Below are 13023 nucleotides of genomic sequence, written 5' to 3' on the forward strand. Positions count from 1 at the left end.
GTCGTCGTTTGCAAAACATTGTTTCGCTTGGCGGAACTTAAGTCAAGCTTGGATCGCGCAAGAGATCAGGAGATACGTCATGGCCGAAGCCGCGCAGTTTCATTGGGAAGACCCGCTGCTGCTGGATCAGCAGCTCACCGAAGACGAACGCATGGTGCGCGACGCCGCCGCGGCCTATGCGCAGGACAAGCTGCAGCCGCGCGTGCTCGAAGCGTTCCGTCATGAGAAGACCGACATCGAGATCTTTCGCGAGATGGGCGAGCTCGGCCTGCTCGGCCCGACGATTCCCGAGCAATACGGCGGCCCCGGCCTGAACTACGTCGCGTACGGGCTGATCGCGCGTGAAGTGGAGCGCGTCGATTCCGGCTATCGCTCGATGATGTCGGTGCAATCGTCGCTGGTGATGGTGCCGATCAACGAATTCGGCTCCGACGCGCAGAAGCAGAAGTACCTGCCGAAGCTCGCCTCCGGCGAATGGATCGGCTGCTTCGGCCTGACCGAGCCGAACCACGGTTCCGATCCGGGCAGCATGGTCACGCGGGCGAAGAAGGTCGACGGCGGCTATTCGCTGTCGGGCTCGAAGATGTGGATCACCAATTCGCCGATCGCCGACGTGTTCGTCGTGTGGGCGAAGCTCGAGGAAGACGGCAAGGACACGATTCGCGGCTTCATCCTGGAGAAGGGGTGGAAGGGACTGTCCGCGCCGACCATCCATAGCAAGGTGGGCCTGCGCGCGTCGATCACCGGCGAAATCGTGATGGACGAAGTGTTCGTGCCGGAAGAAAACCGTCTGCCGAATGTGGGTGGCCTGCGCGGCCCGTTCACGTGTCTGAACTCGGCGCGCTACGGCATCGCCTGGGGCGCGCTCGGCGCCGCCGAAGCCTGCTGGCACACCGCGCGCCAGTACGTGCTCGATCGCAAGCAGTTCGGCCGGCCGCTCGCCGCGAACCAGTTGATCCAGAAGAAGCTCGCCGACATGCAGACCGAAATCACGCTCGGCCTGCAAGGCGTGCTGCGCCTCGGCCGCATGAAGGACGAAGGCACCGCCGCCGTCGAGATCACGTCGATCATGAAGCGCAACTCATGCGGCAAGGCGCTGGACATTGCGCGGCTCGCGCGCGACATGCTCGGCGGCAACGGCATTTCGGACGAGTTCGGTGTCGCCCGCCATCTCGTGAACCTCGAAGTGGTGAACACCTACGAAGGCACGCACGATATTCACGCGCTGATTCTCGGTCGCGCGCAAACGGGCATTCAGGCGTTTTTCTGATGGCGTTGCTGAGGCGTTGATTGTGTTGTCGCGTCGAGCACGGCGCGATCACGCCGCTCAATGACAAAAGGCCGGTTCATGTTGAACCGGCCTTTTGTCATTGCGACTCCGCGTGATCGCGTTATCGCCAGTCGTGCGTTCCGCAGTGCATCAGACGCTCACTTGTTCGGCTGCGGCGTCATGCGCAGGTACGGACGCAGCGCCTTGTAGCCCTTCGGGAATTTCTGCTTGATGACTTCCTCGTCCTTCAGCGACGGAACGATCACCACGTCATCGCCCTGCTTCCAGTTGCCCGGCGTCGCAACCGAGTGGTTGTCCGTCAGTTGCAGCGAGTCGATCACGCGCAGCACTTCGTCGAAGTTACGGCCGGTGCTGGCGGGATACGTAATGGTGAGACGCACCTTCTTCTTCGGATCGATCACGAACAGCGAGCGGACCGTGAAGGTTTCGCTCGCGTTCGGGTGGATCATGTCGTACAGCTCGGAGACCTTGCGATCGCCATCGGCGAGAATCGGAAAGCCGACGCTGGCGGCTTGAGTCTCGTTAATGTCCTTGATCCACTCCTTGTGCGACTCAGCGCTGTCGACCGACAACGCAATCGTCTTCACACCGCGTTTTTCGAATTCGTCGGCGAGTTTCGCGGTCAGGCCGAGTTCGGTTGTGCAGACCGGCGTGAAGTCGGCGGGGTGCGAGAACAGCACACCCCAACTATCGCCGAGCCATTCATGAAACTTGATGCGGCCGACACTCGATTCCTGCTCAAAATCCGGCGCAATATCGCCAAGACGTAGACTCATGGTGGATCCTCCTGTGGGTACCAGTTCAGATATCGGATTCGGCGCGAGCGTTTGCCCGCAACGTCTCGCGGAACATAAAGCATACGGCAGGCACACTACATGACGAAGGAACATCGCGTCACTACTTTATGCGTTTTTGTAATTTTCGCCGATTTGGTTGAAACTTTGCGGGACAGATCAACTCCATCTTAAGCAAACTTTGGTTGGGGCTACCCTTCAGGGTGAGTTTTTCGTACTTTGCGTAACCGGGAATGGTTCGTGCATCGATTCGACTCGACCGGGCACTGCGCTCGCCAGCGGCCGTTTCTTTGGTTACGATTCACGCGTGGCGTGAGATAAAGGGGAGCTGTCAATGTCGGAAATCAACAAGGAGAGATTGATGTCGGATATCAAAACCGTCCTCGCGGACGCCGAGGATCTGCTGAAACAAGCCGCGAGCGCCACGGGCGAGCGCGCGTCGGAATTGCGTGAAACGGCGCTCACGCGCCTGAAGCAGGCTAAGGAAAAGGCGGCTGACGTGCAGGTCGTGGTAGTCGAAAAAGGTAAGAAGGCTGCCCGCGCCACCGACGATTATGTGCATGAGCATCCGTGGGCGTCCATCGGAATTGCCGCGGGCGCTGGCGTGCTGCTGGGGCTGTTGATCAACCGCAAGTAACGCTGGTGCGGCTGTCGGACGAAGCTGGTCCGGCGCATCAGTATTCGAGTTGACCGGCGCACGCCTGGCCGGTCCGCTTCTCTTGGCGCGCACGCTTCTCACGCGCCCTCACGCGCAACGCCCACAGCCATGACGATCGACACCCAATCGCAGCGCGGAGAACATAGTCCGCTGCGCCGCATTATCGGTTCCGTGTTTGCGATTCTGCAGACGCGGCTTGAACTGGTCGGCATCGAAATCGCCGAAGAAAAAGACCGCCTGCTCGGCGTGCTGTTCCTCGGCCTCGCGGCGATGATGCTGGCCACCATGGCGCTGATCGCCCTGACTGCGCTGATCGCCATCGCATTCTGGGACACCTACCGATGGCAGGCGCTCGCCGGCATCACGGCGGTCTATGCGATTGCCGGCCTCGCCTGTGCGCTGAAAGCGCGCAGCGGCTTGCGCAACGCGCCGCTGGTTTTCGAAGCGACCATCGCAGAGTTCGAGAAAGACCGCGAAGTGTTCCGCAAGCCGTGACACGCAAGGCGCGACGGGCGAGCTTCAACGTTTCGCGCCTTAATTGAGATTCGCAAGCAACATGTAGCACCGTTTAGTCTCGTCGTTAGCCTCGTCGCCTAGTTGCGTCGTTGACTGTCCCACCCACACTGCCGCCGACACGCCATGAGCCATTCCGATACCGCATTCCGTAGCAAGCGCCACCACGCCAAAGAGTTGAGCGCGCCGCACTTGCGCGCGCTGCGCAAGGAATTGCTGATGGTGCGTGCGGATGTCGAGCGCATGGAACTCGCTCAGGCGACCCTCGATTTGCGGCAGGCGGTCACGCACTTCAGCTGGCTGAAATTCATCCTGCCGGGCTTTGGCGGCATGCGGACCGGCAGCGGCTCGAAGGCACACTTCGTCAATGCAGGAACCATTGGGGCGTTGCTCAAGCAGTATCCGTTCGTCAGCTCGGTCATTTCGATGCTAATCGCCAAGCCACTGCGCGCGACCGTCGTCGCTGGTGCAAAACCCGCGCTCAAATGGGGCAGCCTAGGCCTCGCGGCCTGGGAAGCGTATCGGATCTGGCAGCAGATGAAACGCGATTCCGGGTCGTCTGCCGGCGTGAAGGCCGAGTCGACGGATAGCGGGTATTAAGTGGATGCGGCGGAGTGGGCTGATGGCGGATGGCTGATGGCTGATGGCTGGTGGCTGGTGGCTGGTGGCTGGTGGCTGGTGGCTGGTGGCTGGTGGCTGGTGGCTGGGGGCTGGGGGCTGGCGGCCGGGTTGCTCAGTTGCTCAGTTTCGACGTCTCCGCTGAGTCGTTAATCCGCTAGGTCGTACTCCAGCATTCGCTGCTTGCCGGGGCTACCCCGCCAGCAACGCTTCTATTGCCCCGCTGGCCCGTCGCATCAAGCGCAAACGTACCGCACGGGTCGTCGCCCATCGGGCCGGATTGTTCCGGCGCCGCCTCGATGGCGTAGCCGCCGTTTGTGTCGTCCGCCGGCAACACGTGCAAACGATAAATCGGCGTACCGAACTGCGGCGCCTGGTCCAAACCGGGCGGCAGCGTCGACATGCCATCGCTCGCCGCGCCCTCGACGAATTGCGCTGCCCGATACAACGCGGACGCCGCGTCGATACGATGGGTTCGCGCCACGTGACTGCGATACGAAGGCACGGCAAACGCGGCCAGCGTCGCGGCTACTGCCAGCGCGATCATCAGTTCGAGCAACGTGAATGCGGATGTGTACGTTCTCATCATGCACCTCCCGTCAAAATGGCCGTGCAGCGACCCGTCGCCAATGACGCTCGATCGTCTCGCCGTCGATCACCAGTTCCATCTGAAGCCATGCCTGGGACTCACCGGTCCGGCCGAAACCACGCGCCGTCAGTAAATACGCGCGAGCTTCAGCGCGGGTGGATAGACGCCACGCCTCGATCAGACACTGCGGCGCGCGCGACGAGCCGGACCATTGCGCGACAGGCGTGACGGCGCCGGCTTCGAACGCGCTTTCGAGTTTCCATTGCGCCGGCTCGCCATACGCGGCTTGCGGCGCTGCGGGAGCGTCGGCACCAGCAGCAATAACGCTCCGGGCGCACAGGTTCAGCGCCGAGTCCGCAGCGTGGAAAGCCTGCAAATAGTCGCGCACGTCGGTGGTTGCGCGAGCAGCCGCGAGCGATGTTTCGAACCAGGCTGCCGAGGTCGCCAGCATCATGGCTGAGATCAGCAGCACAATCGGCAGAACGACGCCGCTGTGACGCATAAGTGCAGCATGACCACTGAGGCTAAGGCGAAGTAAGCGTACGGGCTGCGGCTCATTCTTACGCCGCTCGCGCTTCCCATGCATGCGGCGCAGCACCGCTGTTGCCTGTCGCTCGATCACAGTGAAACCTCCGCCTGATTGCGTAGCGCCACGCGCCGCGAGAAAGCTTGTCGCGGCCGCTGGTCGGCCCCGAGCGTGCTGACGCCGTCGCAATCGACGTAGCGTGAACGCTGCCCCTCTGGCGCGCCGCGTACCAGCACGCAAAGGTCGACGGCAACGATAGCCGGCCATTGGTCAGCCTGAACCGCTGAAGCATCCATCGCGTCAGGAGCGCCAGCCAGCCAGTATTTGATCCGTACTCGCTCGACACCCTCGACCAGCGGCTGCGCGGACCCCGAGTTGCCATTGCCTTCGCAGTAAAGCTCCGGCTCGCCGCTCGACGTGCTGATATTGGCAAAGTACCGGTTGACCACCAGCGCGCCTTGGCCGGCGAGCATCGCGGTGCCGGCTGTTACGGCTTGTCCGAGACAATCGGTTGCTTGCCCGCTTGTCGATGGCCACGCGGACACACTATCTCCTACATAGCGGACGACGACGCCGTCCGAGCCGCCCGACAGTTTCGTGCAAACAATGCTGTCGTCCGCACCCGTCGGGCGGCCACCTGAACATCCGAACAACGCCGGAGGACCGTCGTAATGCAGAACGTCCGCAGGGACGAAGCTGGTCATTTGCAGTTGCTGGCCGATCAACGTCAGCGCGGTCAAGCCAGCCTCGCGCATTCGCATCGCGTTGCTCGCGTGTTCGAACGCGCTTCGCTGCGTCGTATAGAGCGACACTGCGCCCGCCGTCACTACGAGCCCCAACGCCATGGCGATCACAAACTCGAGCAACGTATGACCGGAAGCTGTATGCCAACGCCGCATCATTTCGCAAACGCCAATGCGACGCACGACGAGCCGGCGGGAACATCCGCGCCGCCACAAGACTCCGGTTTGTCGATTACCTCATCGGTACGCGGCATATCGTGCACGGCTGCCCATGTCACAAGCGCCGCCGACACGCCCGCGCTCTCGCCTACCGACGCCTCGCCGTGTGGCAGGAGCATGTTTGCCCGTGCGCTCCATTGCCGGGTTGCAGCATCCATTGTCGAAGGTGCATAGGCCGCCTCGGCAACGGAATCAGCGATCCACGCCGCGTGTTCGCGCATCGACATCGCGCGCGCTTCCCGTGCGGTCCATAGTTGACCGGCGATCAGGCCTAGCGCCGTTACGGCGATCAACGCGACGGCCAGCATGACCTCAATCAACGAACTGCCCCGGCACGTCGCTGCGCAGCGGCGCGAGCCGTAGGTCGGTGAATCGCGCATCATGACGCCGCTCCGCAGGCGCCCTCGGCGAGTCGCGCGCGACCGCCCGCCGCAATACGGATACAGCGCCGCCACTTGTCGCCTTGCGTCGCTTTGGTGGGCGTTCGCGGCGCAATATCGAAACTGCGGAAAGCGCCGATCAATTGGCCCGCCGGGGGCGTGAACGTGAGATTCGTCTGCACGCCGGTAATACTCACCGCAGCAAGCAGCGGTTGTGCTCGCAGCAGCGAGAGCGTGCCGCCGCGCTCAGCCAGTACGGCCCAGCCGCATGACCAGTCGGTGATGCCGTCGCCACAAGACTGTCCGGCGGCAAGGCAAGCTCGCGCCGCATCGATCCGGCACACGGTGACGCGTGCGCCGCGGCGAAACGATTCGCTGCGCGCGTAGGCGAGTGTCGACACAAACGCCTTCGCACGTGCGTCGACCTGATCGCGCACGTGCCACGCGACGAACGACGGCGTGGCCATGACCGCGATCACCGCCAGCAGCGCGACCACCGCCAGCGTTTCGACAAGCGTGAAGCCGCCGCGCGACGGCCAGCAAAGCGCATCGTATTTCATCTGCATTCCTGATCGTTGGGAGAATGCAGCCAATCTAGCGACTCGCGAACGGTTCGACAATCGGCCGGATGGCCAGATGGTATTCGGACGCTATCCCGCGCAAAAATGCACGCGACGAACCATCAAGGAGCGGGAGAGACTGATGCGCGAATTAACGCGTGGGACCACGGCTGCGCAGGCACAATGCGCAGCGCGACGACAGTCAGCGCTTACGCGCAGGCTTGGGCGGAGAAGAGGCGCGGCGAAATTCTTCGATCACGTCTTCGAATTCGGAGACGTCTTCGAAGCGCCGGTAAACGGAGGCGAAACGAACGTAGGCAATGGTGTCGAGAGCACGCAACTCGTTCATGACGAGTTCGCCGAGGCGCTCGCTGCGCACCTCGCGCTCGCCGCTGCCGAGCAATTGATACTCGATGCGGGCGACCGCCGCGTCGATCGCGTCCGCCGCCACCGGGCGCTTGCGCAGCGCCAGTTGCATGCTCGCGACGATCTTGCGGCGGTCGAATTCCGTGCGGCTGCCATCCTTCTTGACGACCGACGGCAACGCCAGCTCGACCCGCTCATACGTCGTGAAACGTTTGTCGCAGGCCGGGCAGCGGCGGCGCCGGCGAATCGTCGCGCCGTCTTCGGATACGCGCGAGTCGACGACCTGCGTATCGGCGTGCCGGCAGAAGGGACAATGCATGACGGCTTACTTGTAGACCGGGAAACGCTGCGTCAGCTCGGCGACCTGGCCGCGCACGCGGTCGATCGTGGCGGTGTCTTCCGGATTGTCCAGCACGTCGGCAATCAGGTTACCCACCAGCTCGGCTTCCTTGACGCCAAAGCCACGCGTGGTCATGGCCGGCGAGCCGAGACGCACGCCGCTCGTCACGAACGGCTTTTCCGGATCGTTCGGAATCGCGTTCTTGTTGACGGTGATGTGCGCCGCGCCGAGGGCCGCTTCCGCTGCCTTTCCGGTGATCTTCTTCGCGCGCAGGTCGACCAGCATCACGTGGCTTTCGGTGCGGCCCGACACGATGCGCAGACCACGCTTGACCAGCGTTTCAGCCAGAACGCGCGCGTTTTCGACGACCTGTTGCTGGTACACCTTGAATTCCGGCGACAGCGCTTCCTTGAACGCGACGGCCTTGCCGGCGATCACGTGCATCAGCGGACCGCCCTGGATGCCCGGGAAGATGGCCGAGTTGATCTGCTTTTCGAACTCGGCCTTCATCAGGATCACGCCGCCGCGCGGGCCGCGCAGGCTCTTGTGCGTGGTGGTGGTGACGAAGTCCGCGTGCGGCACCGGGTTCGGGTAGACGCCCGCGGCGATCAAACCGGCATAGTGCGCCATGTCGACCATGAAGTACGCGCCGACCGACTTGGCGATCTTCGACAGACGTTCGAAATCGATACGCAGCGCGAAAGCCGACGCGCCCGCGATGATCAGCTTCGGCTTGTGTTCCTGCGCGAGCTTTTCCGCGGCGTCGTAGTCGATGTCTTCGGCTTCGTTCAGGCCATAGCTCACCACGTTGAACCACTTGCCGGACATGTTGACCGGCGAGCCGTGGGTCAGGTGGCCGCCGTGCGCGAGGCTCATGCCCATGATCGTGTCGCCCGGCTTGAGCATCGCGAAGAACACGCCCTGGTTCGCCTGCGAGCCGGAGTTCGGCTGCACGTTGGCGGCTTCGGCGCCGAACAGCTCCTTCACGCGGTCGATCGCGAGCTGCTCAGCGATGTCGACGTATTCGCAGCCGCCGTAGTAGCGCTTGCCCGGATACCCTTCGGCGTACTTGTTGGTGAGTTGCGAGCCTTGCGCAGCCATCACAGCCGGGCTCGTGTAGTTTTCCGACGCGATCAGTTCGATGTGCTCTTCCTGACGGCGGTTTTCCTGCTCGATGACCTTCCAGAGTTCAGGATCGACGTTGGCGATGGTGCTTTGGGCTCTGTCAAACATACGGATTCCGTTGAGTGTGTTCAGGTTGACCGGATCATGCGCCGAATCTTGCGTAGAGGGTACGCAGCGCTGCTGGCGGCTGGGCCAGCCCTGACGTGGCGAATGGAGAGTCGCCGCACACGCGAGGCAGGACAGCCACCGTCAGCGCAGATAAACGCGCGCGGATCACGGCTGCCCAGGCGAACGGCAAAACGGCACCCTGCGCTTCACGGTGGGTTGTTCCACCTTGAACCCGATTGGTTGAATCGGTTCTATCGCCAGTCACGCAGGGTCGAGCGCGTTAGTTTATTGGAAGAGGATCGAATAGGCAACCGGCTTCCGGGCGCAGCGGCGCAGGCCGGCGGGACGGGTCGCCGCGGCGCCTCCCGCAATGCGCAAACGGCATCCGCAAGCACGCCGGGAATCCGCTGCGCCCCCCTGTCACAGCCCCTCATACGGCTCGTTCATCCTTGCCGCAGCGCCGCATTGGAAGTAGGCTTGGGGCCTTTCTCTTTTACCGACCAGGGAACTGCAATGATCGTGTTCGTCACCGGAGCGTCCGCGGGATTCGGCGCCGCCATCGCCCGCGCCTTCGTCAAAGGCGGCCATCGCGTCGTCGCCACCGCGCGCCGCAAAGACCGTCTGCAGGCGCTCGCCGACGAACTCGGCGACGCGCTGCTGCCGTACGAGCTCGACGTGCGCGACCGCGCCGCCGTCGAAGCGGCGCCCGCCGCGCTGCCGGCCGAGTTCGCCGCGATCGACGTGCTGGTCAACAACGCCGGCCTCGCGCTCGGCGTCGAACCGGCGCAAAAGGCCAGTCTCGACGAATGGAACACCATGATCGAGACCAACTGCACGGGCCTCGTGCAGGTCACGCATGCGCTGCTGCCCGGCATGATCGAACGCAATCGCGGACACATCTTCAATCTGGGCTCAGTGGCGGGCCGCTGGCCCTACGCGGGCGGCAACGTGTACGGCGCGACCAAGGCGTTCGTGCGCCAGTTCAGCCTGAACCTGCGCGCCGATCTGGCCGGCACTGCGCTGCGTGTCACCGACATCGAGCCGGGCCTGTGCGGCGGCACCGAATTCTCGAACGTCCGGTATCGCGGCGACGATGAAAAAGCCGACAAGGTGTACGAAAACGTCCAGCCCCTGACGGCCGAGGACATCGCGGATTCGATCTACTGGATCGCCACCCGTCCGCCCCACGTCAACATCAACACAATCGAGCTGATGCCGGTGGCGCAATCGTTCGCCGGCTTGTCCATTCATCGCGGCTGAAGCCCGCCAGACGGGGCGCACACTTTGAAACAGACCACGCGGTGTGCGTTCCGGTAAAATGCGCCGCATGAATATGTCGACCAGCCAGCCTGGCGCGGAAATCGGCTACACGTGGTCCATCCGCGTGTACTACGAAGATACCGATGCCGGCGGCATCGTGTTTTACGCCAACTACCTGAAATTTTTTGAACGGGCGCGCACCGAATGGCTGCGCGCGTGCGGCGTCGACCAGAGCCGGCTCGCGGATGAAACAGGCGCGATTTTTATCGTGCGCAGCACCGCGTTGGACTATCGGGCGCCGGCCCGGCTTGACGACGTCGTCAAAATCGTCAGCCGGATCGAGCGACTCGGCAGGGCTTCGGTAGACTTCGCCCAGGAAGCGTGGCGCGAAGGCACGCTGCTTGCTACCGGTTCGATCCGGGTCGGCTGCGTCGACCGCGTTGCGCTGCGGCCGGCCGCGATTCCTCCACCGGTTCTGGCCGCTTTGCGGCGCGGACCCGGCATGGGCGATGGCGGCCTGTCAACGGACAACGCCTGAATCCCGTTGATTCGGGGCCAGTGAACTCATACCGATCAAGCAGCACCAAGCATGGTTCGGCTTGCAATAACGCCGAAGCTTCCGTTTTGCCCACGGCAAGCTTCGAGCGGCCTTGCAGCCGGACGCCCCCTTTCCGGGACGTTAAAACGAACCTTTATGAACACTACACAAGATCTGTCGATCGTTTCTCTAGTACTCAACGCGAGTCTGCTGGCTCAGGCCGTGATGGCCCTGCTACTGTTGCTGTCGCTGCTGTCCTGGACTTTCATTTTCCGCAAGTGGTTTGCGATCCGCCGTGCCCGCGCGCAAACTGAACGCTTCGAACGCGATTTCTGGTCGGGCGGCGACCTGCAGGCGCTGTACCAGAGCGCCGCGAACAACCGCCATACGATCGGCGCGCTCGAACGGATTTTCGAGTCCGGCATGCGCGAATTCCTGAAGGGCAAGGAAAAGCGCCTGAACGATCCGGGCGCGATTCTCGATGGCGCACGGCGTGCAATGCGGGCCGCGTTCCAGCGTGAAATGGACGTGCTCGAAGCCAATCTTGCGTTTCTCGCGTCGGTCGGCTCGGTCAGCCCGTATATCGGTCTGTTCGGCACGGTGTGGGGGATCATGAACGCGTTCCGCGGCCTCGCTAACGTCCAGCAGGCTACGCTTGCCAACGTCGCGCCGGGCATTGCCGAAGCGTTGACCGCCACCGCGATCGGCCTGTTCGCCGCCATTCCGGCGGTGGTCGCGTACAACCGCTACGCGCACGACATCGACCGTCTGGCGATCCGCTTCGAGACCTTCATCGAAGAGTTCTCGAACATCCTGCAGCGCCAGGCACAGTAAGGAGGCCACGATGGCAGGCTCCCGCTCCTCCAGCATGCGCGGCTCCCGTTCGCGCCGTGCGATGGCCGACATCAACGTCGTGCCCTACATCGACGTGATGCTCGTGCTGCTCGTGATCTTCATGGTGACCGCGCCGCTCGTCGCTCCGTCGATCGTCAATCTGCCGACCGTCGGGGGCGCCGCGCCGCAGCAGCAAACCCCGCCCGTGATCGTCAACATTCGCGCGGACGGCAACATGAGCGTCAAGTACAAGGACGATTCCGGCGCGCAGCAGCAGGAAAACATGTCGAAGGCCGACCTGAATGGCTTTATCGCCGACCGGGCGCAATCGCATCCTGACCAGCCCGTTGTGATCGCCGCCGACAAAACCGTGAAGTACGAAGTCGTGATGAACGTGATGTCCGAGCTGAAAGCCCGCGGCGTCAAGCGTGTTGGATTGCTCGTCAAATCGCAATGATCCGCAAGAACTCCGAATACCCGCTCCAGCCACCGCGTGAACGCGGCACCGGGCGAGCCTTTGCGTTCGCGCTGGTGATGCATGCGCTGCTCGGGTTCTTCCTGTATCACGGCATCCAGTGGCAAAACAGTACGCCCGAGGGCGCGGAAGCCGAGTTGTGGACCGAGGTGCCGGACACGGCAATCCCCCGTCCCGTCCCGCCGCCGCCCGTGCCGGTCGCCCCTGCCCCGCCGGTGCGCGACGAGCAGGCCGACATCGCGCTACAGGAAAAGAAGCGCCAGCAGCAGGAAGCGGCGCGCGAGGCGCAACTGGCCGAGCAGCAGCGTCAGCAGAAGCTGCAGGCGCAGCAGGAAGCCCAGGAGAAGCGGCAGCAGCAACTGGCGGCCGACCAGGCCGCGCAGAAGGCCGCCGCAGCCAAACTGAAACAGCAGCAGCAACAGCAACAACAGCAGGTCGAGAAGCAGAAGCAGCAGCAACTGGCCGAGCAGCAGAAGCAGCAGCAGTTGAAAGAACAGCAGCAAGAGCAACAGCAGAAACAGGCCGAAGCTGAAGCGCAAAAGAAGGCCGACGCTCAGAAAGCGGCGAAGGCCAAGGCCCAAGCCGACGCTGCGGCGCAAGCGAAGAAGCTCGATGCGGAACGTCGTGCGCGCCTTGCGCAGATGCAGGGCGCGGTTGGCGGCACAAGCTCCTCCAGCAATGGGCTGGGCAAGAGCGGCACGGGCAGTGGCTCGGGTGGCACGGCGGCATCGCCGGGTTACGCGGACAAGGTGCGTCGCGCGGTGCTGCCGAACGTCTCGTGGGGCGGTGAAACGGAAGGCCTGGAAACTGTGATCTCGGTGCGTTGTTCGCCGACCGGCACCTTGCTGAGCGCAACGATCTCTCGTAGCAGCGGCAACGCCGCGTGGGACGCCGCCGCATTACGGGCAGTCCATCGCACCGATCCGATGCCGCTCGACACCAATGGCAAGACGCCGGAAAGCTTTTTGATTACGCTGCGTCCGGCTAGCTGATGGCAGCAATTTGACAGTCAGTTGACAGCGGACGCGGCGCCCGCCCCACGGGGCGCGCTCGGGAACGAATTAGTCTTTTTCCGGTCTGTCTGCT

17 protein-coding genes and 1 riboswitch are annotated in these 13023 nt (G+C 63.3%); of the genes, 9 read left to right on the forward strand and 8 right to left on the reverse strand.

The window, feature by feature from the left end:
- The first annotated feature begins 79 nt into the window (after positions 1-79).
- The gene (locus tag PQQ53_RS16805) at positions 80-1270 is read left to right on the forward strand and encodes an acyl-CoA dehydrogenase (RefSeq protein ID WP_408144249.1); all 1191 of its coding nucleotides are present in this window, start codon (positions 80-82) and stop codon (positions 1268-1270) included.
- A gap of 158 nt (positions 1271-1428) precedes the next feature.
- Here the strand turns inward: PQQ53_RS16805 and PQQ53_RS16810 are convergent, their stop codons facing one another.
- Complete coding sequence (locus PQQ53_RS16810; RefSeq protein ID WP_408154763.1) at positions 1429-2067, reverse strand: peroxiredoxin; 639 nt, start codon at positions 2065-2067, stop codon at positions 1429-1431.
- Positions 2068-2419: 352 nt separating this feature from the next.
- On the opposite strand from PQQ53_RS16810, the gene PQQ53_RS16815 reads away from it, so the two are divergent.
- The 3 genes from PQQ53_RS16815 (at position 2420) to PQQ53_RS16825 (ending at position 3856) form a co-directional block, all read left to right on the forward strand.
- The gene (locus PQQ53_RS16815; protein ID WP_007179108.1) at positions 2420-2722 is read left to right on the forward strand and encodes an ElaB/YgaM/YqjD family protein; all 303 of its coding nucleotides are present in this window, start codon (positions 2420-2422) and stop codon (positions 2720-2722) included.
- A gap of 129 nt (positions 2723-2851) precedes the next feature.
- Positions 2852-3238: a phage holin family protein gene (locus PQQ53_RS16820; protein ID WP_408144245.1), complete on the forward strand. Its 387-nt coding sequence runs from the start codon at positions 2852-2854 to the stop codon at positions 3236-3238.
- A gap of 144 nt (positions 3239-3382) precedes the next feature.
- Entirely contained in the window at positions 3383-3856 is a 474-nt protein-coding gene (locus PQQ53_RS16825; RefSeq protein WP_408144243.1) for a DUF3318 domain-containing protein, read from the forward strand.
- A 175-nt stretch (positions 3857-4031) separates the two neighbouring features.
- Here PQQ53_RS16825 and PQQ53_RS16830 read toward each other — a convergent pair whose 3' ends face one another.
- The 7 genes from PQQ53_RS16830 to glyA form a co-directional block, all read right to left on the reverse strand.
- The gene (locus PQQ53_RS16830; RefSeq protein WP_408154759.1) at positions 4032-4463 is read right to left on the reverse strand and encodes a type IV pilin protein; all 432 of its coding nucleotides are present in this window, start codon (positions 4461-4463) and stop codon (positions 4032-4034) included.
- Positions 4464-4473: 10 nt separating this feature from the next.
- A complete protein-coding gene (locus tag PQQ53_RS16835; protein ID WP_408325018.1) occupies positions 4474-4965 on the reverse strand; it encodes a pilus assembly PilX family protein in 492 nt (163 codons plus the stop codon).
- A gap of 116 nt (positions 4966-5081) precedes the next feature.
- Positions 5082-5891, reverse strand: coding sequence for a PilW family protein (locus PQQ53_RS16840; RefSeq protein WP_408324979.1), 810 nt, complete (start codon positions 5889-5891; stop codon positions 5082-5084).
- Entirely contained in the window at positions 5888-6334 is a 447-nt protein-coding gene (locus PQQ53_RS16845; RefSeq protein WP_408144238.1) for a type IV pilus modification PilV family protein, read from the reverse strand. Before PQQ53_RS16845 ends, PQQ53_RS16840 begins: the two co-directional genes overlap by 4 nt.
- Positions 6331-6897, reverse strand: a complete 567-nt coding sequence (locus PQQ53_RS16850) for a GspH/FimT family pseudopilin (RefSeq protein ID WP_408324981.1) — start codon at positions 6895-6897, stop codon at positions 6331-6333. Before PQQ53_RS16850 ends, PQQ53_RS16845 begins: the two co-directional genes overlap by 4 nt.
- Before the next feature lie 196 nt (positions 6898-7093).
- Entirely contained in the window at positions 7094-7576 is a 483-nt protein-coding gene (gene nrdR, locus PQQ53_RS16855; protein WP_042328342.1) for a transcriptional regulator NrdR, read from the reverse strand.
- Positions 7577-7582: 6 nt separating this feature from the next.
- Positions 7583-8830, reverse strand: coding sequence for a serine hydroxymethyltransferase (gene glyA, locus PQQ53_RS16860; RefSeq protein ID WP_408144234.1), 1248 nt, complete (start codon positions 8828-8830; stop codon positions 7583-7585).
- 166 nt (positions 8831-8996) lie between these two features.
- A riboswitch (ZMP/ZTP riboswitch) is annotated at positions 8997-9105 on the reverse strand.
- Positions 9106-9343: 238 nt separating this feature from the next.
- Here glyA and ydfG point away from each other — a divergent pair.
- The 5 genes from ydfG (at position 9344) to tolA (ending at position 12929) form a co-directional block, all read left to right on the forward strand.
- Positions 9344-10090, forward strand: coding sequence for a bifunctional NADP-dependent 3-hydroxy acid dehydrogenase/3-hydroxypropionate dehydrogenase YdfG (gene ydfG, locus PQQ53_RS16865; protein ID WP_408324983.1), 747 nt, complete (start codon positions 9344-9346; stop codon positions 10088-10090).
- 58 nt (positions 10091-10148) lie between these two features.
- Positions 10149-10628, forward strand: coding sequence for a tol-pal system-associated acyl-CoA thioesterase (gene ybgC / locus PQQ53_RS16870; RefSeq protein WP_408144230.1), 480 nt, complete (start codon positions 10149-10151; stop codon positions 10626-10628).
- 156 nt (positions 10629-10784) lie between these two features.
- Positions 10785-11462, forward strand: coding sequence for a protein TolQ (gene tolQ / locus PQQ53_RS16875; protein WP_007179119.1), 678 nt, complete (start codon positions 10785-10787; stop codon positions 11460-11462).
- A gap of 10 nt (positions 11463-11472) precedes the next feature.
- Complete coding sequence (gene tolR, locus PQQ53_RS16880; RefSeq protein WP_168663430.1) at positions 11473-11919, forward strand: protein TolR; 447 nt, start codon at positions 11473-11475, stop codon at positions 11917-11919.
- Positions 11916-12929 carry a cell envelope integrity protein TolA gene (gene tolA / locus PQQ53_RS16885; protein ID WP_408144227.1) on the forward strand — a complete coding sequence of 338 codons (1014 nt, stop codon included), beginning with the start codon at positions 11916-11918 and terminating at the stop codon, positions 12927-12929. Before tolR ends, tolA begins: the two co-directional genes overlap by 4 nt.
- Positions 12930-13023: the final 94 nt, after the last annotated feature.

Origin of the sequence: Paraburkholderia strydomiana (assembly GCF_046030495.1) — a bacterium.
GTDB classification, from domain to species: domain Bacteria; phylum Pseudomonadota; class Gammaproteobacteria; order Burkholderiales; family Burkholderiaceae; genus Paraburkholderia; species Paraburkholderia strydomiana_A.

Excerpts from the sequence above, each read along its gene's own strand:
- PQQ53_RS16805 (WP_408144249.1), top strand. The coding sequence starts at position 80 with ATGGCCGAAGCCGCGCAGTTTCATTGGGAAGACCCGCTGCTGCTGGAT.
- PQQ53_RS16810 (WP_408154763.1), bottom strand. The coding sequence starts at position 2,067 with ATGAGTCTACGTCTTGGCGATATTGCGCCGGATTTTGAGCAGGAATCG.
- PQQ53_RS16815 (WP_007179108.1), top strand. The coding sequence starts at position 2,420 with ATGTCGGAAATCAACAAGGAGAGATTGATGTCGGATATCAAAACCGTC.
- PQQ53_RS16820 (WP_408144245.1), top strand. The coding sequence starts at position 2,852 with ATGACGATCGACACCCAATCGCAGCGCGGAGAACATAGTCCGCTGCGC.
- PQQ53_RS16825 (WP_408144243.1), top strand. The coding sequence starts at position 3,383 with ATGAGCCATTCCGATACCGCATTCCGTAGCAAGCGCCACCACGCCAAA.
- PQQ53_RS16830 (WP_408154759.1), bottom strand. The coding sequence starts at position 4,463 with ATGATGAGAACGTACACATCCGCATTCACGTTGCTCGAACTGATGATC.
- PQQ53_RS16835 (WP_408325018.1), bottom strand. The coding sequence starts at position 4,965 with ATGCGTCACAGCGGCGTCGTTCTGCCGATTGTGCTGCTGATCTCAGCC.
- PQQ53_RS16840 (WP_408324979.1), bottom strand. The coding sequence starts at position 5,891 with ATGATGCGGCGTTGGCATACAGCTTCCGGTCATACGTTGCTCGAGTTT.
- PQQ53_RS16845 (WP_408144238.1), bottom strand. The coding sequence starts at position 6,334 with ATGATGCGCGATTCACCGACCTACGGCTCGCGCCGCTGCGCAGCGACG.
- PQQ53_RS16850 (WP_408324981.1), bottom strand. The coding sequence starts at position 6,897 with ATGCAGATGAAATACGATGCGCTTTGCTGGCCGTCGCGCGGCGGCTTC.
- nrdR (WP_042328342.1), bottom strand. The coding sequence starts at position 7,576 with ATGCATTGTCCCTTCTGCCGGCACGCCGATACGCAGGTCGTCGACTCG.
- glyA (WP_408144234.1), bottom strand. The coding sequence starts at position 8,830 with ATGTTTGACAGAGCCCAAAGCACCATCGCCAACGTCGATCCTGAACTC.
- ydfG (WP_408324983.1), top strand. The coding sequence starts at position 9,344 with ATGATCGTGTTCGTCACCGGAGCGTCCGCGGGATTCGGCGCCGCCATC.
- ybgC (WP_408144230.1), top strand. The coding sequence starts at position 10,149 with ATGCGCCGCATGAATATGTCGACCAGCCAGCCTGGCGCGGAAATCGGC.
- tolQ (WP_007179119.1), top strand. The coding sequence starts at position 10,785 with ATGAACACTACACAAGATCTGTCGATCGTTTCTCTAGTACTCAACGCG.
- tolR (WP_168663430.1), top strand. The coding sequence starts at position 11,473 with ATGGCAGGCTCCCGCTCCTCCAGCATGCGCGGCTCCCGTTCGCGCCGT.
- tolA (WP_408144227.1), top strand. The coding sequence starts at position 11,916 with ATGATCCGCAAGAACTCCGAATACCCGCTCCAGCCACCGCGTGAACGC.